Below are 19,471 nucleotides of genomic sequence, written 5' to 3'. Positions count from 1 at the left end.
CCATGCGCCTCTGCAGCGCCGTGCGTCAGGGTGGAGGGATGAGCGTCTCCGCCCCCCGATCGGTCCCCGTCGTCATAGCCGCAGCGGCATGTCTCCTGGTGCTGGCGGGCTGTGCACGGGGCGCTGCGGCACCCGTCGAGTCCGCGTCGCCCGTCGCCTCGGCGACGTCCACGCCGACAGCGACGCCGCCCGAGGAGCACACGATCGCCTTCGGGGGCGACTGCGACGCCGTCCTGAGTGAGGATCAGCGCGCGTCGCTCTTCGCCGTGGAGTCCACGCGTGTCGACGCCGACCCGGGGCAAGATGTCGGCATCGGAACGCTGGGCGGTGTCGAATGCACGTGGCGCGGAGTCGACTGGCAGCCGTTGGGCGCCGACACAGCGGCCGTGTCCGTGCTCGCGTTCCCGACCTCGGTGATACCTCAGGATCTGCGGGCCGAGGCGGAGGCGGGGACGTGCATTCAGATCTATGACGCGATGTCATGCACGCTGGGCGCTGACGTGGGCGGCGTCTGGCTCGTTGTTCAGGCCGTCCAGGCGGCGGAAGAGGGCGTCGATACTCCCGCCGCGCTGCTGCGGTCCGTGCTCGACGCGGTCACGGCGAATACGGCGGGCGCAATTCGACCCGTTCCACTGGCCCGCACGGTCGGATGGTGGAGCACGGACATCTCCTGTGAGGATCTGGGCCAGCGTCTCGGACTCGCCGATTACCTCGGGTCGACCTATGTCACCGGCTGGTGGGAGGGCGACCCCAGTCAGGAGTGGACGTGGCGTCTGCTCGAGAGTGCCGGAGTCTCACTCACGTGCATGTGGTTCCCCGATTTCAGTGATCCCTCCGCCGATCCGACCTACGGGCTGACGAGCCTTCAGCTCTCGCCCGGCGGGGCTTGGGCGGTGGACGCCGCGTTGGCCACCGGGGAGCGCACGAGCCTCGCGGGCGGGCTGTCCGCGGCGGTGGACGGGAAGACCGCGCTCGCCGCCGACGGCGTCAACCTCGCCCGGGTCAGCATCGGCGACAGCGGCACCGGAGATCCGACGACGCTCCTTCTCCGCGTGTTCGACAAGTTCGCGACATCCCCCTGACGTCAGCCGCGCCGCCCTCGCGCAGCGTGTGCGGCGTAGTCTGGTGCAGTGCCAGCAGTGAACATCGGGATGCCGCGTGTGCCGGACGTCCTCGCCCCCCGCCGCAAGAGCCGTCAGATCAAGGTCGGGAAGGTGCTCGTCGGTGGCGACGCCCCTGTGAGCGTGCAGTCGATGACCACGACGCCGACGACGAACATCAACGCGACCCTTCAGCAGATCGCCGAGTTGACGGCATCCGGCTGTGAGATCGTGCGTGTGGCCGTCCCCAGCCAGGATGACGCCGACGTGCTGCACATCATCGCCAAGAAGAGCCAGATCCCCGTGATCGCGGACATCCACTTCCAGCCCAAGTACGTCTTCCAGGCCATCGACGCCGGGTGCGGCGCGGTGCGCGTGAACCCGGGCAACATCCGCAAGTTCGACGACCAGGTCGGCGCGATCGCCAAGGCGGCGAAGGATGCCGGGGTCTCGCTGCGCATCGGCGTGAACGCGGGTTCGCTCGACAAGCGTCTGCTCGAGAAGTACGGCAAGGCGACCCCGGAGGCACTGGTGGAGAGCGCCGTCTGGGAGGCGTCGCTGTTCGAGGAGCACGACTTCCACGACTTCAAGATCTCCGTCAAGCACAACGACCCGGTCGTGATGGTGAAGGCGTACCGCATGCTCGCCGAGCGGGGCGACTGGCCCCTGCACCTCGGTGTGACTGAGGCAGGTCCCGCGTTCCAGGGCACGATCAAGAGCGCCACCGCCTTCGGCATCCTCCTCGGTGAGGGCATCGGCGACACGATCCGCGTCTCCCTGTCGGCGCCGCCGGCGGAAGAGGTCAAGGTCGGCCACCAGATCCTGCAGTCGCTGAACCTCCGCGAGCGCAAGCTCGAGATCGTGTCGTGCCCGTCGTGCGGCCGTGCGCAGGTGGACGTGTACACGCTCGCCAACGACGTCACCGAGGGTCTCAAGGACATGACGGTGCCCCTGCGCGTCGCTGTGATGGGATGCGTCGTCAACGGACCGGGTGAGGCGCGGGAAGCCGATCTGGGCGTCGCCTCGGGCAACGGCAAGGGCCAGATCTTCGTCAAGGGCGAGGTGATCAAGACCGTTCCCGAGGCCGAGATCGTCGCCACTCTGATCGAAGAAGCCAACCGCATCGCCGACGAGATGGGCCCCGACGCCCCGCTCGGCACGGCGCAGGTCGTCACCGCCTGAGCCGCGTTCTTCGTGGACGGCCTCGTATGCCGTCGGCGGCATGGGCGTGATCAGATCGTTGCCCCGGGCGAGAGTGCTCAGGGGCTGGGGGCTGACACGATGGTGGGATGTCGCCTCGACTTCGATTCGGCCTGATCGCCGCCGCCATATCCTTCGTCGCGGTGGTCTCGGGATGCGCTGCGACGGCGGTCTCCGTCGAACCCGACGTATCGACGACGCCGACGGTGACACCGACGGCCAGCCCGACGCTCGAGCCGCCGTCGCGGGTTGTCGCTTTCGGCGGCGAATGCGACACCATGCTTTCCCCGTCCCAGCGGTCGGCCATCCTCGGCGCGGACACGATCGATGCCGATGTCCAGCGCGCCGAGTATCGGAAGCAGTTCGACACCGTCGCCTTCCCGGACAAGACGCCGGGCCCGGAGGGCACCGCCGGAGGTCTGTCCTGCGGCTGGACCGTGGAAGGAGGCAACGGCCGGTGGTGGAGCGTTCTTGCGCTTCCCGTCGCGCTGGCCGCCCCGCAGACAGTGGCGGCGCTCGCGGAGCCGGCCTGCGCCTGGAGCTATGACACGCGCGTGTGCCGCGTCGGTGTCGTTGTCGGCGGCCTCTGGTTCCTCGCCTCGGCATCCCCGATGGGAGAGTCCGAAGCGGCACCCGTCGACACGATGAACGCGTTGATCGCGGCTGCCGCGGATAATGCCGCCGCCGCGCCGAAGGCGGTGCCGGCCCCGGCCACCGCCCAACGCTGGCCGGTCGTCGCCTGCACCGAGCTCGGCGAGCGGATGAAGCTGGCGGACGTGCTCGGCGATGGCTACTGGTCCGGCTACTGGGAGGGCTCACGGCAAGCCGAGGACGACCTGTTCGAGTTTGCCGGAGTCCAGCAGTTCTGCCAGTACGGCACCCGCGATGTGTCGAAGGACGGCACCTATTACATCGTCTCCGTCACTTCCCAGCCGGGCGGGGCGTGGATGTGGGGCACGGACGACGATGCCGTCGGCGAGAGCGTGACCGTGACCGGGGCTCAGAAGGCACTGCGCATCCTGAAGGTCGACCCGGAGCGTGGAGACGACGTCCTCGCCAGCGACGGGACGAACCTGATCCGCGTGCATGTCAACGCGGGTCAGATCGCACCGGACGTCGCAGAGCGAGCGATCGCTGCTCTCGCCCAGGAATGAGTATCGCGGGTCGATACCCGCGAATCAGTGCGCCGCGTTTGCCTTCGGCGCGCCCTCGCGCGTGAGTGCCAGCGCCTGCGTCACATCGGCGATGAGGTCGTCGACGTGCTCGAGTCCGATCGACAGGCGGAGGATGTCGGCGTCCGGGCGGGCGTCGGGCGCAACGGGGCGGTGAGTGAGGGCTGCGGGATGCTGGATGAGCGAGTCGACGCCGCCCAGAGAGACCGCGTGGGTGAACAGGCGAGTGGATGCCGCGGCCTGCGCGGCGGCGTCATAGCCGCCGCGCAGGCGGAGTGACACCATCGCGCCGGTCCCGTGCTGCTGGCGGGCGAGCAGCCCCGTCGGGTCGCCGTGCAGTCCCGGGTAGAACACCTCCGCGATCGCATCGTGCTCGAGCAGGCGCCGGGCGATCTTCGCGGCCGTCTCCTGCTGCGCACGCATCCGCAGGGGCAGGGTCGGGAGGCCACGATGCAGCAGATACGCGCCGAGAGGGTGAAGGATGCCGCCGGTGATCGCCCGGACGCGGCGAAGAGCAGCGGCGGATTCCGCGCCACAGGCGATGACGCCGCCGACGACGTCGCCGTGGCCACCGAGGTACTTCGTCGCGCTGTGCAGCGACATCGTCGCCCCGTGGGCGAGTGGCTGCTGGAGCACGGGCGTGGCGAACGTGTTGTCGACGAGAACCGGAACGCCGTCGGCCTCGGCGACCACGGCGGCGATGTCGACGAGCTCGAGCGTGGGGTTCGCGGGCGTCTCCACGACGATCAGTCCGCTGTCCGGCCGCAGCGAGGCGGCGACCTCGTCCGGACCGCAGAAGGTCACCTCCGTGCCCAGCAGTCCGGTCGCGAGCAGGTGATCGCTGCCGCCGTAGAGCGGGCGCACCGCCACGACGTGGGGGCGACCGATCGAGACCGTGTGGGAGAGGATCGCTGCCGTCAACGCCGCCATTCCGGACGCGAAGGCGACGGCGGCCTCGGCTGCCTCGAGCGTGGCCAGGGCCTCCTCGAACCGAGCCACGGTCGGATTCCACAGGCGTGCATACACGTGGCTGCCGCCCGGAATCGGCGTGCCACCGGTCGCGAGCGCCTCGTAGGAGTCGCCGCCGCGCTCCACATCCGGCAGCGGAGAGGTGGATGACAGGTCGAGAGGCGGGGTGTGCACCCCGAGTGAGGCGAAGTCGGCACGTCCGGCGTGCACGGCGAGCGTGTCGAGATGTTCCATGCCGCGAGTATGGAGGAAGGCGCAGCGAAAGTCGTGAACGGTTGGGCATACCGCAATCAACTGGCGAGACAGCTGTAGGACGAGCAGAATGACATCGACGTCAGGAGGCGCACTTGTCTGAATCGCAAGCCACGGCATCCGCCCTCGATGAGCTCGACCTGCGGATTCTCGCGGCCGTGGTCCGCGCGCCCGGCCGGTCCAACAAAGCGCTCGCCGAAGAACTCGGCGTGGCTGAGTCGACCTGCGCGTACCGCATTCGCTCCCTCCGCGTTCGCGGGGTGCTGGCCGGCGTCCGCGTCCTCGTCGACCCGGCATCCCTCGGTCTTCCGCTGCAAGCTGTCATCCGCGTGCGTCTCGGTCGACACACTCGCGAGGGGGTCGGGCAGCTGTTCGACGCGATCGTGGCGACGCCCGGCGTGATCGAGGCCTTTCACGTGGCAGGCGAGGACGACTTCCTCGTGCATGTGGCCGTGGAGGATGCCGCGGCGCTGCGCGACATCGTCCTCCAGCACATCACGGTGCACGAGGCCGTACTCACCACCGAAACCCACCTCGTCTTCGAGCGGCGCGAGGGAGTGGGGCCGCTCGCCCGCGTCACCGGGAGGCGCTCGGGTCCCAGAGCGAGTGATACGCGTTGATCGCCGGCTGCCCACCGAGGTGCGCGTACAACACGGTGGACGATGCCGGTATGTCGCGGGAGCCGACGAGGTCGATCAGCCCGGCCAGGGACTTCCCCTCGTAGACGGGGTCCGTGATCATCGCTTCCAGCCGTGCGCCGAGTTCGATGGCCTCCATCGTGGAGTCGACGGGGATGCCGTACAGCTCACCCGCCCACCCCTCCAGAACCTGGATCTCGTCATCGCGCAGATCGCGGCCGAGCTCGATGAGCTGCGCCGTGTGCCGAGCGATGCGCGCGACCTGATCGCGAGTCTTCTGGAGGGTCGCGGAAGCGTCGATTCCCAGCACGCGACGTCGGACGCCGGTCGCCTCTTCGAGCGCGGCGAATCCCGCGATCATTCCGGCATGGGTCGATCCGGTGACGGTGCAGACGATGATCGTGTCGAAGAAGACGCCGAGCTGCTTCTCCTGCTCGGCGACTTCGAACGCCCAGTTGGCGAAGCCCAGACCTCCGAGCGGGTGCTCGCTCGCTCCGGCGGGGATGGGGTAGGGCGTACCGCCGCCGGCTTCGACCTCGGCCAGCGCCTGCTTCCACGAGTCGCGGATGCCGATGTCGAAGCCGGCATCGTCGAGGCGCGAATCCGCGCCCATCATGCGCGAGAGCAGGATGTTGCCGACCTTGTCGTTGGTGGGGTCCTCCCACGGAACCCACTTCTCCTGGACGAGTCGCGCTTTCAGCCCGAGGTGCGCCGCGACGGCCGCGACCTGGCGCGTGTGGTTGGACTGGTAGCCGCCGATCGACACGATCGTGTCGGCGCCGGAGGCGAGGATGTCGGGGACGATGTACTCGAGCTTGCGCACCTTGTTGCCACCGAACGCGAGGCCGCTGTTCACATCCTCGCGTTTCGCCCAGATCTGCGCGCCCCCGAGGTGGTCGCTGAGTCGCGCCAGGTGCTGCAACGGGCTGGGGCCGAAGGTGAGCGGGTGGCGCGGGAACTCGTGGAGCTTCATGCGGGGTCCTGTTCGGTCGGAGCGGGCGAGATGATGAGGGATTGCCACGTGCTTTCGGCGAGGCGGGCGGCGCCGTCGGCGTCGCCCGCCTCGCACAGCGCCACCAGGCGGTCATGCCGCTCAGCGGAGGCGGCCGCTTCGTCGGAGGCGAACCTCAGCCGCTCCACGCGGCGCAGGACCGGCTCATAGCGGGCGATGACGGCCGCGGCTGCCGCATTCGCGCACACGTCGAGGGCGACGCGGTGAAAGCGCGCATCCGCCTCGAGGGCGCCGTCGAGGTCGCCGGCGCTCAGCGCGGCACGAAACGCCGCGTTCGCCGCGCGCATCGCATCGAGGTCGCGGGCCGTCATGCGCGGTGTCGCCGTGCGGACGGCAAGGGCATGCAGGGCGCCAACGACGGCCTGCGCGTCGCGGAGGGCGCCGGGGTCGATCGGGGCGACGACGGTGGAGCGCCCGGGTGTCGCCTGCACGAGCCCGGCCTGAGCGAGTTCGAGCAGCGCCTCTCGCACGGGCGTGCGACTGACGCCGAGTCGCTCGGCCAGTTCTGCGTCGCGCAGTTGCTCACCGGGGGCGAGGCTGCCGTCGACGATCGCCTCCTGCAGGCGCGCGTGCACGTCGTCGCGAAGAAGGGCGCGGGGCACGGGGACGGCAGCGAGCGGCACGATATGCAATATATCGCAGGTTGGACGCGACGCCCGTCGCGCATCCGTCTCGGGCGGAGGCCGTCAGACGACGCTGAACCGGACGGTTCCCTCATCAACGGACGCCGCATCCAGCCGCAGACGTACGAGGGTGCCGGGCGCAGCCGCCACGCGCGCCACGCGCGCCTCGACGGCTGGTTGCATGAGCTGGATGCGTGCCCCGTCCCCGCGTCTGCTGAGCACGAGTGCGTCGAACTCGTCCCCGACGTGTCCGGCCAGCAGCGCCGCCTCGACGCGATCGATCGCCCCGGAGCTGAGCTGGGCGGCGACCGACGAACTGCGCGCCATGATCGCGGGGAGGACGGGAAGTGATGCGCGCGCCCACCCGGGAACCTCTTCACCGTTCACGAGAGCATGGCAGATCACCAGCGACCATCTGTCGACCACGCGTCGCAGGGGAGCGGTCGTGTGGGCGTACGGGGCGCCGATCGCAGCCTGCGTTCGCTGTTCAGGCAGCTCGCCGTCGAAGGTCGCGTAGCCCGCTCCGCGGAACAGGCCCGCCGCGTATTCGCGAACAGCGAGAGCGGCGGGCGAACGGTCGAGGCTGCGCAGATAGTCGCCGTAGGCGACGTCGGTGGTCCACGGCAGTCCCAACGCCACCGTCTGCGACCGGAACTCTTCGACGTCGGTCGACGCGGCCGGAGGCATGGTCCGCAGGATGCCGACGCGACCGTCGATCATGATCTGCGCCGCCGCCATGCCGGTGAGCAACGAGACATCGGCGTTCCAATCCTCCAACGCCACCCCGTCGGTGCGCTCGAGACCGTAGGCGTCGCCCTCCGTCGCCGTGACGATACGCGTCTCCGGCAAGTTCAGGCTCGCGCCCCCGCGCTCGCGCTCCCGTTCGGCCCGGGCGGCGCCGAACCATGACAGCGCGGCGAGGGTGTCGGGGGCAGTGCCGGCGTCGATCGCCGCCTGCGCCTCGGAGTAGGACCATTGGCGCCGCGACCGCACGATCGCGCGGGTGATGGTCGTCTCCGTCGGGCGGGCGCCCTCGTCCAGCACGAACCGCCACACGTACGCGCGTCGGTCCACGCCCGGCAGCAGGGACGCGTGGTCCTCGCTGATCACCGCCGGGTGCAGGGGGATCCGTCCGTCCGGCGCGTACAGCGTCTGCCCGCGACGGCGGGTCTCGGCATCCAGCGCGCCGTCGGGTGCCACGAATGCAGGAACGTCCGCGATCGCGTAGTGCAGGACGGCGCCCGTCGAGGTGCGCTCCAGGTGCAGCGCCTGGTCGAGGTCGGTCGATCCGGCCGGGTCGACCGTGAGGAAGGCGATATCGCGGAGATCGGCGAGGCCGGTCGCGGTCGGATTCGTCGAGACGCGTGCCGCGGCGGCCATCGCCTCGGCAAGTGCGTCACGGGGGTATCCGTCCGGCAGAGCGAGCTGATGTCGCAGCGCAGACAGCGACGCGGCCAGTTCACCGCGCAGAGATCGAGCGACGAAGCGGGAGCGGCGGTGCGGCACCCGGCCAGTGTAGGGCGGTCGGGTGAGGTGGCTGCGGACTAGGCTTGACGCTCGTGGTCACCCGTCTGTCGAACTTCTTCCTCCGCACGCTTCGCGAAGACCCTTCGGATGCCGAGGTCACGAGCCATCGCCTGCTCGTGCGCGCCGGCTACATCCGCCGCCAGGCACCGGGAATCTTCGCGTGGCTGCCGCTGGGGCTGCGGGTCAAGTCGCGGATCGAGAACATCATCCGCGAGGAGATGGCGGCCGCCGGCGCACAGGAAGTGCACTTCCCGGCACTGATGCCGCGCGACCCCTATGAGGCGACCGGGCGCTGGGAGGAGTACGGCGACGGCATCTTCCGCCTGAAGGACCGCAAGGGCGCCGACTACCTGCTCGCCCCGACGCACGAAGAGGCGTTCACGCTGCTGGTCAAGGACCTGTACGGCTCGTACAAGGATCTGCCCCTGACGATCTACCAGATCCAGGACAAGTACCGCGACGAGGCACGCCCACGCGCGGGACTCCTGCGCGGCCGCGAGTTCACGATGAAGGACGCGTACTCCTTCGACTACACCGACGCCGGGCTCGACACCAGCTACATGGCTCAGCGCGACGCCTACGAGCGCATCTTCCAGCGGCTGGGCCTGGAGTACGTCATCGTCCAGGCGGATGCCGGGGCGATGGGCGGCTCGCGCAGCGAGGAGTTCCTGCACCCGACGGCGATCGGCGAGGACACGTTCGTGCGCTCGGCCGGCGGCTACGCGGCCAACGTGGAGGCGTTCGAGACCCTGGCTCCCGAGCCCATCGCGTTCGACGGGTTCGGCGAGCCGGTGATCTTCGACTCCCCGAACACGCCCACGATCGAGACGCTCGTGGCGCACACCAACGCCGTGCTCGACGGCGAGTACACCGCCGCCGACACCCTCAAGAACGTCGTCCTCGCGCTCACACACCTCGACGGCAGCCGCGAGCTCGTCGTCGTCGGTCTCCCCGGCGATCGCGACGTCGACGAGAAGCGCGTCGAGGTGGCGTTCGCGCCCGCCGAGGTCGAGCCCGCCACGCCCGAGGACTTCGAGAAGCACCCGCTGCTGGTCAAGGGGTACATCGGGCCGTGGTCTCCCCAGGGCGCGATCCTAGGCGAGGAGTCGGCCACCGGCATCCGCTACGTCCTCGACCCCCGCGTCGTGGACGGCACGCGCTGGATCACCGGTGCGAACATCGATCAGAAGCACGTGCACTCGCTCGTCGCCGGACGCGACTTCGCCGCCGACGGCTACGTCGAGGTCGCAACGGTGCGGCCGGGCGATCCGGCGCCCGATGGTTCGGGACCTGTCGAGCTTGCGCGCGGCATGGAGATCGGTCACGTCTTCCAGCTGGGGCGCAAGTACGCCGAGGCGCTGGGGCTGAAGGTGCTCGACGAGAACGGCAAGCTCGTCACCGTCACGATGGGCTCCTACGGCATCGGCGTCACGCGGATCCTCGCGATCATCGCCGAGCTCAACAACGACGACAAGGGTCTCATCTGGCCCGCGTCGGTCGCGCCGTTCGACGTTCAGGTCGTCGCCACGGGGCGCGATGCCGCGGCCTTCGAGCTCGCGGAGAAGCTGTCGGCGGATCTGGACGGGGCCGGGCTGGACGTGCTCTACGACGACCGCCCCAAGGTCTCCCCGGGTGTGAAGTTCGGCGATGCCGAGCTCGTGGGAGTGCCGCAGATCGTGATCGTCGGGCGGGGTGCCGCCGACGGCGAGGTGGAGCTCTGGGACCGCCGTTCCGGCGAACGCACGCTCGTCTCGGCCGCCGAGGCCGTCGCCCGCCTCGCCGCGCGCTGAGCGCGGGCGCGTCGGCCCGGCCGTCGTTCTCCGCACGGTACTGCTCGAACGGGAGTGGCGGAACCAGGACGAGACGACCGGCGACGCGACGGCAGCCGTATCGCTACTCTGGTGGCGGCGAGATCGTTGACGATGCCACCTGTCGCGAGACGCCGAGCGTCCCCGCAGCCGGCATCGAAAGGAATGCGCATGAACGATCGTCGTCGTCTCGGCATCCGGCGCCTCGTGAGCATGGCGGCGCTCGCCGTCAGCGCTTTGCTGGCCGTCAGCACGGTCGCCCCGCTGTCGGCGCAGGCGGCGGCGGACGGCTGGTGGCACACCTCGGGCTCGCGCATCGTCGCCGCGGACGGAAGCACCGTCACCATCAAGGCGGCGAACTGGTTCGGGCTGGAGACTCCCAACTGCGCGCCGCACGGACTGTGGTCGATCACTCTCGACGAGGGCCTCGCGCAGATTGCGGCGATGGGCTTCAACACGGTGCGACTGCCGTACTCGAATCAGTGCCTCGCGGCATCCACGACATCGTCGATCGACGCCTCGCGCAATCCCGATCTGGTCTCGCTGACGCCGTTGCAGCTGATGGACGCGGTCATCGCCAAAGCGCGCGCGCACGGGCTCCGCGTCATCCTCGATCGTCACCGCATCGAGTCGTCCGGCCAGTCCGAGCTCTGGTACACCTCCACGTACAGCGAGAAGCGCTGGATCGACGACTGGGTCATGCTCGCGAACCGCTATCGCGATGACCCGACGGTGGTCGGCGCCGACCTCCACAACGAGCCGCACGGCCCCGCGTGCTGGGGCTGCGGCGACGCCTCCCGCGATTGGCAGGCGGCGGCGACGCGCGCCGGCAACGCCCTGCTCGCCGCCAACCCGCGACTGCTGATCATCGTCGAAGGCGTGGAACGCCAGAACGATGCCAGCACGACCTGGTGGGGAGGCGGGCTGAAGGATGCCGGCGCCAAGCCCGTGGTCCTCGCGACCCCGAACCGGGTCGTGTACTCGCCGCATGATTATCCCGCGTCGGTGTACGGGCAGCCCTGGTTCTCGGCGTCGAACTATCCCACCAACCTGCCGTCGGTCTGGGACGCGAACTGGGGGTACCTGGCTCGCACTGGGGTCGCGCCGGTCTTCGTCGGGGAGTTCGGCACGAAGCTCGAGACGACGAGCGACGCGCAGTGGCTGAAGACGCTGGTCTCCTACCTCGGAGCGAACGGTCTGAGCTTCGGATACTGGTCGTTCAACCCGAACAGCGGCGACACGGGCGGGCTCGTGGCGGACGACTGGAAGACGCCGCAGACGGCCAAGCTCAGCGCGCTCGCCCCGCTGCTGGGAACGCAGCCGGCTGCTTCCCCAACGCCAACGCCGACGCCGACACCGAAGCCGACGACCAGCCCCACGTCGACGCCGAAGCCGACAGCGACGCCCACGCCGAAGCCGACGTCCTCGCCGACTCCGACCGTCACCCCGACTCCGACGCCGAAGCCGACCGCGACTCCGACACCGACCCCGGCCCCGGGCCTCGCCCCGGTCTCCGCCACCTGGATGCTGCAGAGCGCCTGGCAGGACGGCTACGTGGCCGAGTTCACCGTCACCGCTTCCCGCGCGGTGGGCGGCTGGACGATCTCCTGGTCGAGCCCGGGGGCGACGCAGGTCGTCAACGCCTGGGGCATGACGTGCGCGGTCGCCTCGGGAACGATCACCTGCACCGGAAAGGACTGGGCCGGTCCGCTGGCGGCAGGTCAATCCGTGAGAGTCGGCCTGCAGGTCGCCGCCACCGCGGCGCCGTCGAGTCCGCGCTTGACGGTGTCGACGAACTAACGACCCGCGTTCGGCGATCGTTCACCCGATGCTGCTCGAGGATGCGAGGGTGGGGACATGGTAGAAAGCTCCACTCTTCCCCCCGCCGTGACCGACGGCATCCGACACCTCCTGGATGAGGCCGGCGTCGTCGCCGATGCCGACCTCATCGCACGCATCCTGGCGACCGGGGTCGGCATGGGCCTCGACCACAGCGATCGCCTCGACCTCAAGATCACCTCGGCCGCTCTCACCGAGATGCGCGCCGCGTTCCGCCTGTTCGCTCCGTTTCGGGGCGTGCCCAAGGTCACCGTGTTCGGATCGGCCCGCACCGCCCCCGACTCCGAGCTGTATCGGCTGACGGTGCAGCTGACCGCGGCGCTCGCCGCCCGCGGCTGGATGACGGTCACCGGAGCGGGACCGGGAATCATGCAAGCCGCCGCCGAGGGCGCCGGAGCCACGCACTCCCTCGGCGTCTCGATCCGCCTGCCGTTCGAGGAGAAGCCGAACGCGATCATCGCCGCGCACGAGCGCAACGTCGCGATGAAGTACTTCTTCACCCGCAAGCTCATGCTCGTGAAGGAATCCAGTGGCTTCGTCTGCTTGCCGGGAGGCTTCGGCACGCTCGACGAGATGTTCGAGCTGCTGACGCTGCAGCAGACGGGAAAAGCCGTTCCCACGCCGATCGTGCTGCTCGATCGCCCGGGAGGCGCCTTCTGGGCGGGGCTCCGCCGCTTCGCCGATGAACAGCTCATTCCCGACGGCGTGATCTCCGCCGACGATCTCGATCGCGTCGTGATGACGGACTCGGTCGATGCCGCCGTCGAGGAGATCACGGGGTTCTATCGCAACTACGTCTCGCTGCGCTGGGTCGGACGGCGCCTCGTGCTGCGGCTGCGCGCCGAGCCGACGGATGCCGAGGTCGCTGCGCTCACCGACAGATTCGCGGATCTGCTCACAGACGGGGTGATCGAGCGCCGCGGCCCGCTGAAGGCGGAGCGCGAGGACACCGACGACCTCGCGGCGCCGCGCCTCGTCATGACGTTCGCACAGCGCCGCGTCGGTGATCTGCATCACCTGATCCGCGCCGTCAACGCCCTGCCGAGCGCGCCTAGCGAAGCGCGTCCCGCCTGATCAGGTCGACGGGAGCTGGCCCGATGCGGGCCTCAGCACATCAGCTTGCCGTGGTTCATCGTGTCGTCGGGGGCGTCGCGAGTGACCAGAGCCTTGAGCATGCCGGCCGCCATGACGAGCCTGCCGTGGGCGGGCTCCCAGAACTCCGTCTCGACCGGTGTGACCTTCAGCAGTGCGATGTCGGGCGTGTCGAGTCCATCCTCGAACCAGATGTCCAGTGACGGCGACCACAACTGCTCCATGCGTGCGCGGTCGTGCACGAGGGCGGCTCGGCCGGCCACCGACACGTAGCGCATGCCCTTCGCGTCGCAGTACGCCAGGTTGACGTCGCGGTCGGCCTCGACCTCCTCCGCCTTCTTCGTCTCGTCGGACGTGAAGAACCAGATGTCGCCGGTCTCGTCCATCTCGCGCGTGCTCATCGGCCGGCTGACGAGCCGTCCCGCGGCATCCACGGTCGTGAGCATGGTGATGTCGATGTCCTCGACGAGAGCTTTCACACGATCGCGGGCTTCGGTTCCAGTGATTTCGGTCATGCTCCGAGCCTGCCGCTCGGCCGGCAGCTGCCCCAGGGCCTTGACAGCGCACGCCCCCAAGGGTTCAGAGCCGCGCGTAGCGCGCGCGGAACCCGCAGAAGACGCCGTAGGCCATCAACCCGACCCCGAGGGCTGTGGCGATCGCCCTCCCGGCTGGCAGCGTGAGCAGTCCGTCGACGGCGCTGTCGAGCCCGCCCGCGCGGGCGGCATCCGCGTGCACGGCGGCCACGATGAGCAGAACCCCCAGGGTTCCCAGCGCCGTTCCCTTGGCGATGAAGCCCGCGATGCCCAGTGCACGCGCCACCGCGCCGGCGGCGGATCGCGGGATGGACATGCGCTTTTCGAACGAGCGACGCACGCCCATCACGACGAAGACCACACCGGCCACCGCGATGCCCACTCCGACGGCGGCCAGGACGATCGGCCCACCCGTCATCGCGAGGATGCCGCGACTGGCCACCCGCGCGCTCCCATCGGCATCGGGCGCCGCACCGAGGGCGATCGACGCGGCGAGGGTGCCGACGGCGGCGAAGACGACGCCCTGGCTCCACTCCGAGGCCCGCCGCCCCCAGCGCCCGTCGCCCCGAGACGTGGCGCCCGCGGCCAGATGCCAGAGTGCGAGGCCCCAGAGTCCGACCGCGATCGCCCACACCAGAACGGCGCCCCAGGGCACCGCGGCCACGGCCCGCAGCGCGCCGACCTGGTCGGCCTCGCCGCGACCGCCGGCCGAGATGGCGACGACCAGCACCCCGATCAAGGCGTGCACGACGCCGTTGGCGGCGAAGCCGGCTCGCGCGAGAGCCTGCACCAGCGGATGACGCCGCGTCGCGGCAGCCGCGCGGCGGGCGCCGTTCACGGGTGTTCGGCGGGCACGTCGCCCCGGCGGATCCACGGCGGCCCGAGGGGGACGATGTGGCGACCCATCGTGCGCCAGGCGAACTTGTCCACGAGCATGTAGAACGCCAGCGCCGACGCGCCGATCAGCAGCCATGCTCCGACGGTGCCCGCCGTCGCCGCGCCGGCGACGGCGGCGACCGCTTCCAGTGCCAGGCCTCCCGCCACGAGCAGCAGTGTCAGGGGCAGTGCCGAATTGTGAGTGGCGCCGGCGAAGGTGAACCCGAGCGCCAGCACCGCGAACATCATCGAGAACAGGGGGCGCGCCGGGCCCGACACCTCGAAGAAACCGAGCTCCCCGCCGAGGAGGAATCCGGGCATGCAGATCCAGTACCACCCGAAGGCGTTGTAGACGATGAAATGGAAGTCGTCGCCGACGAAGTAGGAGAGCATTCCCGCGATCACCTGGACGACACCCCCGAACACTGCGCCCACCCAGAACACCGCGCTCTCGTTCTGCACACCCAGATGCGCCAGCTGAGCGGTGAGGGTCGCGATCACGAACCCCAGCAGGCCGATCAGACCGGGGTCGGCGCGCCGCGGCTCCGGGACCACGTCTGCGCGGGCGGGTAGTGCGGCATCCATTCCGCCAGTATGCACGCCGGCGCCGCCGAGCAGCGGAGGCCATCGGGTAAAATCGGGCAGGTGACCGAGGGTGACCTCGCGTCGAGAGCTGAATAGGGAGGCACCTGTGGACATCGATCTGGGACTGCTGCGGACGGTCGAGCGTGAGAAGGAGATCCCGTTCGACGAACTGGTCGGGATCATCGAGCAGGCGATTCTCACCGCCTACGCCAAGCACACCTCTCCCGACGGGGAGCTTCCCGAGGGTGCACGGGCGCTGCTCGACCGCAAGACCGGCCACGTCGCCGTCTACGTTCCGCTGCGTGACGAGGACGGCGCGATCATCGGCGAGGAGGAGTCGACTCCCGAGGACTTCGGCCGCATCGCGGCCTACGCCGCCAAGCAGGTCATCGGCCAGCGTCTGCGCGACATCGCCGATGACGCCATCCTCGGTGAGTTCCGCGGCAAGGAGGGCGACATCGTCGCCGGTGTCATCCAGCAGGGACCGAACCCGCGCATGGTCCACGTCGACCTCGGCACCGTCGAGGCCATCCTCCCGCCCGAGGAGCAGGTGGCCGGCGAGCAGTACGCTCACGGCTCCCGTCTGCGCGTCTACGTCACCTCGGTGTCGAAGGGCACGAAGGGGCCGCAGATCACCGTTTCGCGTACCCACCCCGGCCTCGTCCGCAAGCTCTTCGCCCTCGAGGTGCCGGAGATCGCGTCGGGACTCGTGGAGATCACCTCCCTGGCACGCGAGGCCGGTCACCGCACCAAGATCGCGGTCACGGCCAAGGACCCGGCGATCAACGCCAAGGGGGCCTGCATCGGCGAACTCGGACGACGCGTGCGCGCCGTGACGGAAGAACTGGGCGGAGAGAAGATCGACATCGTCGACTACGACCCGGAGCTCGCGAAGTTCGTCGCCAACGCCCTGTCGCCCGCCAAAGTGACATCCAGTTTCGTGCTCGACGCGGGGACGAAAGCGGTGCGCGCGCTCGTTCCGGATTATCAGCTGTCGCTCGCCATCGGCAAGGAGGGGCAGAACGCCCGCCTGGCCGCGAAGCTCACCGGTGCCAAGATCGACATTCAGCCCGACTCGATCCTCGAGTCGTGACGGAGCGATCCGGCCCGGCTGGTCGCGTTCGTCCCGCGACGCCATCTCCGTGCGGCGAGTGGGGGTAAGATGGATCCCGTTCGAACGTGCGTGGGATGCCGCGCGCGCGTCTCCCGGTCCTCCCTCCTGCGAGTGGTGGAGCGAGACGGCGTCCTCGTCGCCGACGAGAAGGCCGTCCTTCCCGGGCGGGGTGCGTGGGTGCATGACACGGATGCGTGTGTGGATGCCGCGATCCGGCGCCGCGCCTTCGGACGAGCACTGCGTGTGTCGGGACCACTCGACACGCAGACCTTTCAGAACACCCACCAGCGAAACGGCTGAACGGCTATGGACACAAAGTGAACGGCTCGAAATGAGACCCGTCCGCAAGTAACGGTCTGCCCTGTCCGGGGGAGACCTCAGACAGGAGAATTGTGGCAAACCCACGCGTGCACGAGATCGCTTCGGAGATCGGCGTCGACAGTAAAGTCGCCCTCGCGAAGCTGAAGGAACTCGGCGAATACGTCAAGAGCCCCTCATCGACCATTGCGCCCCCCGTGGCGCGCAAGCTGCGAGCGGCCCTCGAGGCCGACGGTGCGGCCAAGAAGCCGGCCGACTCCGCCGCCACCCCCGCGGCGAATGCCGCTCCCAAGGCCCCGACTCCGGGCGCACGCCCGGCAGCGCGTCCCGGGCCGGCGAAGCCCGCGGCCCCAGCCGCGCCCGCACCGGCCGCGCCGGCCGCGGCCGCGACGCCGTCCGCACCTGCGGCATCGGCCGCTCCGGCGGCGCCGGCGGCTCCGGCGACCCCCGGTGCTGCGACCCCGCAGGCTCCGCGCCCCGGTGGTGCCCCGCGTCCGGGCAACAACCCCTTCTCGTCGGCGCAGGGCATGGGCCAGCGCCCCGCTGGCCCGCGTCCGGGCAACAACCCGTTCGCGTCGGCGCAGGGCATGGGCCAGCGCCCGACCCCGGGCAACATTCCGCGTCCGCAGGCCCCGCGCCCCGGCGCCCCGCGTCCCGGCGCGCCGCGTCCCGGTGGCGCCGGCCGTCCCGGCGGCGGAGGCCGCCCCGGCGCGCCGTTCCAGCAGCGTCCGGGCGGTCCGGGTCGTCCCGGCGGCGCCGGAGGCTTCCAGCGCCCCGGCGGTACGGGCGGACCCGGAGCTCCGGGTGGGTTCGCGGGTCGTCCCGCGGGTGGCGGCGGCCGTGGTCGCGGCCCCGGCGGCGGCACTGCAGGTGCCTTCGGCAAGGGCGGCGGCAAGAGCAAGCAGCGCAAGTCGCGTCGGGCGAAGCGGCAGGAGTTCGAGATGCGGTCGGCGCCGGTCGTCGGCGGCGTCAACGTCCAGAAGGGCAACGGCGAGATCATTCGCCTCCGCCGCGGCGCATCCATCGCCGACTTCGCCGACAAGCTCGAAGCCCTGCGCGGCTACACCGTGCAGCCCGGCACGCTCGTGACGATCCTCTTCAATCTGGGCGAGATGGCCACGGCGACCGAGTCGCTCGATGAGGCCACCTTCGAGGTCCTGGGCGCTGAGCTCGGCTACAAGATCCAGATGGTCTCGCCCGAGGACGAGGACAAGGAGCTCCTCGAGGGCTTCGGTCTCGACCTGGAGGCCGAACTGGAGGCGGAGAGCGAGGACGACCTCGAGATCCGTCCTCCGGTGGTGACCGTCATGGGCCACGTCGACCACGGTAAGACGCGACTGCTCGACGCGATCCGTCAGACCAACGTCGTGGCGGGCGAAGCCGGTGGCATCACCCAGCACATCGGTGCCTACCAGGTGTGGACCGAGCACGAAGGCATCGAGCGCGCGATCACCTTCATCGACACCCCGGGACACGAGGCGTTCACCGCCATGCGTGCCCGTGGTGCGCAGGTCACCGACATCGCGATCCTCGTGGTCGCCGCCGACGACGGCATCATGCCGCAGACGGTGGAGGCCCTCAACCACGCTCAGGCGGCGAACGTGCCGATCGTGGTCGCGGTCAACAAGGTCGACAAGCCCGACGCGAACCCCGCCAAGGTGCGCCAGCAGCTCACCGAGTACGGTCTGGTCGCAGAGGAGTACGGCGGCGACGTCATGTTCGTCGACGTGTCTGCGCGCCAGGGCACGAACATCCAGGAGCTCCTGGATGCCGTTCTGCTGACGGCCGACGCGGGACTCGATCTCACGGCGAACCCGAACAAGGCGGCTCGCGGTGTCGCGATCGAAGCGAAGCTCGACAAGGGCCGCGGCTCGGTGGCGACCGTGCTCATCCAGTCCGGAACGCTCCGCGTGGGCGATGCGATCGTCGCCGGCACGGCCTATGGCCGCGTCCGCGCCATGATCGACGAGAACGGCGATGCGGTCGAAGAGGCCTACCCCTCACGGCCCGTCCAGGTTCAGGGCCTCAACTCGGTTCCGCGCGCCGGCGACGTCTTCATCGTCACCGAGGAAGACCGCACCGCGCGTCAGATCGCCGAGAAGCGCGAGGCCGCCGAGCGCAACGCCCAGCTCGCCAAGGCGCGCAAGCGCATCTCGCTCGAGGACTTCACCCGTGCTCTCGAAGAGGGCAAGGTCGAGTCGCTCAACCTCATCATCAAGGGTGACGTGTCCGGTGCCGTCGAGGCGCTGGAGGAGTCGCTGCTGAAGATCGAGGTCGACGACAGCGTCCAGCTGCGCATCATCCACCGCGGCGTCGGTGCGATCACGGAATCGGACATCAACCTCGCCACGATCGACAACGCGATCGTGATCGGCTTCAACGTCCGTCCCGACACGAAGGCGCGCGAGCGCGCCGCCCGCGAGGGTGTGGACGTCCGGTTCTACTCGGTCATCTACAACGCGATCGACGACGTCGAGCAGTCGCTCAAGGGCCTGCTCAAGCCGGAGTTCGAAGAGGTGCAGTCGGGTGTCGCCGAGATCCGCGAGGTGTTCCGCTCCTCGAAGTTCGGCAACATCGCCGGTGTCATCGTGCGGTCGGGAACGATCACGCGCAACGCCAAGGCGCGCGTCATCCGCGATGGTGTCGTGCTCGCCGACGGCCTTCAGATCGAGTCGCTGCGTCGTTTCAAGGACGACGTCACCGAGGTTCGTACCGACTTCGAGGCCGGTATCGGCCTGGGTAAGTACAACGACATCCAGGTGGGCGACGAGATCGAGACGACCGAGATGGTGGAGAAGCCGCGCGGCTGATCC

Annotated in this window: 17 protein-coding genes; 10 read left to right on the top strand and 7 right to left on the bottom strand. The window is 69.7% G+C overall.

The genetic code is table 11. From position 1 onward, the window contains the following. Positions 1–38: 38 nt before the first annotated feature. The 3 genes from PP359_RS04695 to PP359_RS04685 all read left to right on the top strand — a co-directional run bounded on the left by PP359_RS04695 (position 39) and on the right by PP359_RS04685 (position 3,454). A complete protein-coding gene (locus PP359_RS04695) occupies positions 39–1,082 on the top strand; it encodes a hypothetical protein (protein WP_112932683.1) in 1,044 nt (347 codons plus the stop codon). A gap of 48 nt (positions 1,083–1,130) precedes the next feature. Then, the gene (gene ispG, locus PP359_RS04690; RefSeq protein ID WP_499249991.1) at positions 1,131–2,282 is read left to right on the top strand and encodes a flavodoxin-dependent (E)-4-hydroxy-3-methylbut-2-enyl-diphosphate synthase; all 1,152 of its coding nucleotides are present in this window, start codon (positions 1,131–1,133) and stop codon (positions 2,280–2,282) included. A 107-nt stretch (positions 2,283–2,389) separates the two neighbouring features. After that, positions 2,390–3,454 carry a hypothetical protein gene (locus tag PP359_RS04685; protein WP_499249990.1) on the top strand — a complete coding sequence of 355 codons (1,065 nt, stop codon included), beginning with the start codon at positions 2,390–2,392 and terminating at the stop codon, positions 3,452–3,454. Positions 3,455–3,478: 24 nt separating this feature from the next. On the opposite strand, the gene PP359_RS04680 is transcribed toward PP359_RS04685, so the two are convergent. Continuing rightward, positions 3,479–4,675 (bottom strand): trans-sulfuration enzyme family protein, encoded by a 1,197-nt coding sequence (locus PP359_RS04680; RefSeq protein WP_499249989.1) that lies wholly within the window; start codon positions 4,673–4,675, stop codon positions 3,479–3,481. 113 nt (positions 4,676–4,788) lie between these two features. Here PP359_RS04680 and PP359_RS04675 point away from each other — a divergent pair, with 113 nt between their 5' ends. Further along, on the top strand, positions 4,789–5,313 hold the full coding sequence (locus PP359_RS04675) for an Lrp/AsnC family transcriptional regulator (RefSeq protein WP_295775073.1): 525 nt from the start codon (positions 4,789–4,791) through the stop codon (positions 5,311–5,313). Here the strand turns inward: PP359_RS04675 and PP359_RS04670 are convergent. The 3 genes from PP359_RS04670 to PP359_RS04660 all read right to left on the bottom strand — a co-directional run bounded on the left by PP359_RS04670 (position 5,270) and on the right by PP359_RS04660 (position 8,472). Next, positions 5,270–6,304, bottom strand: a complete 1,035-nt coding sequence (locus PP359_RS04670) for a 1-aminocyclopropane-1-carboxylate deaminase (protein ID WP_135948383.1) — start codon at positions 6,302–6,304, stop codon at positions 5,270–5,272. The two genes, PP359_RS04675 and PP359_RS04670, sit on opposite strands and share 44 nt — an antisense overlap. Beyond that, positions 6,301–6,966 (bottom strand): GntR family transcriptional regulator, encoded by a 666-nt coding sequence (locus PP359_RS04665; protein ID WP_476150932.1) that lies wholly within the window; start codon positions 6,964–6,966, stop codon positions 6,301–6,303. Before PP359_RS04665 ends, PP359_RS04670 begins: the two co-directional genes overlap by 4 nt. A 63-nt stretch (positions 6,967–7,029) precedes the next feature. Beyond that, the gene (locus PP359_RS04660) at positions 7,030–8,472 is read right to left on the bottom strand and encodes an RNB domain-containing ribonuclease (protein ID WP_295775080.1); all 1,443 of its coding nucleotides are present in this window, start codon (positions 8,470–8,472) and stop codon (positions 7,030–7,032) included. Between the two features lie 53 nt (positions 8,473–8,525). Between PP359_RS04660 and PP359_RS04655 the strand changes: the two genes are divergently transcribed. The 3 genes from PP359_RS04655 (at position 8,526) to PP359_RS04645 (ending at position 13,214) form a co-directional block, all read left to right on the top strand. Continuing rightward, the gene (locus tag PP359_RS04655; protein ID WP_499249988.1) at positions 8,526–10,283 is read left to right on the top strand and encodes a proline--tRNA ligase; all 1,758 of its coding nucleotides are present in this window, start codon (positions 8,526–8,528) and stop codon (positions 10,281–10,283) included. 189 nt (positions 10,284–10,472) lie between these two features. Next, positions 10,473–12,101 (top strand): cellulase family glycosylhydrolase, encoded by a 1,629-nt coding sequence (locus PP359_RS04650; RefSeq protein WP_499249987.1) that lies wholly within the window; start codon positions 10,473–10,475, stop codon positions 12,099–12,101. 57 nt (positions 12,102–12,158) lie between these two features. Continuing rightward, a complete protein-coding gene (locus PP359_RS04645; protein WP_499249986.1) occupies positions 12,159–13,214 on the top strand; it encodes an LOG family protein in 1,056 nt (351 codons plus the stop codon). A gap of 32 nt (positions 13,215–13,246) precedes the next feature. Here the strand turns inward: PP359_RS04645 and PP359_RS04640 are convergent, their stop codons facing one another. The 3 genes from PP359_RS04640 to PP359_RS04630 all read right to left on the bottom strand — a co-directional run bounded on the left by PP359_RS04640 (position 13,247) and on the right by PP359_RS04630 (position 15,226). Then, a complete protein-coding gene (locus PP359_RS04640) occupies positions 13,247–13,747 on the bottom strand; it encodes a pyridoxamine 5'-phosphate oxidase family protein (protein WP_499249985.1) in 501 nt (166 codons plus the stop codon). A gap of 64 nt (positions 13,748–13,811) precedes the next feature. Further along, the gene (locus tag PP359_RS04635) at positions 13,812–14,603 is read right to left on the bottom strand and encodes a DUF1206 domain-containing protein (protein ID WP_294946632.1); all 792 of its coding nucleotides are present in this window, start codon (positions 14,601–14,603) and stop codon (positions 13,812–13,814) included. Further along, the gene (locus PP359_RS04630) at positions 14,600–15,226 is read right to left on the bottom strand and encodes a GPR1/FUN34/YaaH family transporter (RefSeq protein ID WP_499249984.1); all 627 of its coding nucleotides are present in this window, start codon (positions 15,224–15,226) and stop codon (positions 14,600–14,602) included. The genes PP359_RS04635 and PP359_RS04630 overlap by 4 nt, the downstream gene beginning before the upstream one ends. 106 nt (positions 15,227–15,332) lie before the next feature. Between PP359_RS04630 and nusA the strand changes: the two genes are divergently transcribed. The 3 genes from nusA to infB all read left to right on the top strand — a co-directional run bounded on the left by nusA (position 15,333) and on the right by infB (position 19,468). Continuing rightward, positions 15,333–16,319, top strand: a complete 987-nt coding sequence (gene nusA / locus PP359_RS04625) for a transcription termination factor NusA (RefSeq protein ID WP_036315010.1) — start codon at positions 15,333–15,335, stop codon at positions 16,317–16,319. 69 nt (positions 16,320–16,388) lie between these two features. Further along, the gene (locus PP359_RS04620) at positions 16,389–16,640 is read left to right on the top strand and encodes a YlxR family protein (protein ID WP_039414609.1); all 252 of its coding nucleotides are present in this window, start codon (positions 16,389–16,391) and stop codon (positions 16,638–16,640) included. A 92-nt stretch (positions 16,641–16,732) separates the two neighbouring features. Then, a complete protein-coding gene (gene infB, locus PP359_RS04615; protein WP_499249983.1) occupies positions 16,733–19,468 on the top strand; it encodes a translation initiation factor IF-2 in 2,736 nt (911 codons plus the stop codon). The last annotated feature ends 3 nt before the right edge of the window (positions 19,469–19,471 follow it).

Origin of the sequence: Sphingomonas sp. BLCC-B65 (assembly GCF_028550675.1) — a bacterium.
In the GTDB taxonomy this organism is placed as follows: Bacteria; Actinomycetota; Actinomycetes; order Actinomycetales; family Microbacteriaceae; genus Microbacterium.
This window is presented reverse-complemented; position numbering and strand designations above follow the sequence as displayed.

What these genes read in the sequence shown, in the direction of transcription:
- PP359_RS04695 (WP_112932683.1), top strand. Translation starts at nt 39, where the DNA reads ATGAGCGTCTCCGCCCCCCGATCGGTCCCCGTCGTCATAGCCGCAGCG.
- PP359_RS04685 (WP_499249990.1), top strand. Translation starts at nt 2,390, where the DNA reads ATGTCGCCTCGACTTCGATTCGGCCTGATCGCCGCCGCCATATCCTTC.
- PP359_RS04680 (WP_499249989.1), bottom strand. Translation starts at nt 4,675, where the DNA reads ATGGAACATCTCGACACGCTCGCCGTGCACGCCGGACGTGCCGACTTC.
- PP359_RS04670 (WP_135948383.1), bottom strand. Translation starts at nt 6,304, where the DNA reads ATGAAGCTCCACGAGTTCCCGCGCCACCCGCTCACCTTCGGCCCCAGC.
- PP359_RS04650 (WP_499249987.1), top strand. Translation starts at nt 10,473, where the DNA reads ATGAACGATCGTCGTCGTCTCGGCATCCGGCGCCTCGTGAGCATGGCG.
- PP359_RS04645 (WP_499249986.1), top strand. Translation starts at nt 12,159, where the DNA reads ATGGTAGAAAGCTCCACTCTTCCCCCCGCCGTGACCGACGGCATCCGA.
- PP359_RS04640 (WP_499249985.1), bottom strand. Translation starts at nt 13,747, where the DNA reads ATGACCGAAATCACTGGAACCGAAGCCCGCGATCGTGTGAAAGCTCTC.
- PP359_RS04630 (WP_499249984.1), bottom strand. Translation starts at nt 15,226, where the DNA reads ATGGATGCCGCACTACCCGCCCGCGCAGACGTGGTCCCGGAGCCGCGG.
- PP359_RS04620 (WP_039414609.1), top strand. Translation starts at nt 16,389, where the DNA reads ATGGATCCCGTTCGAACGTGCGTGGGATGCCGCGCGCGCGTCTCCCGG.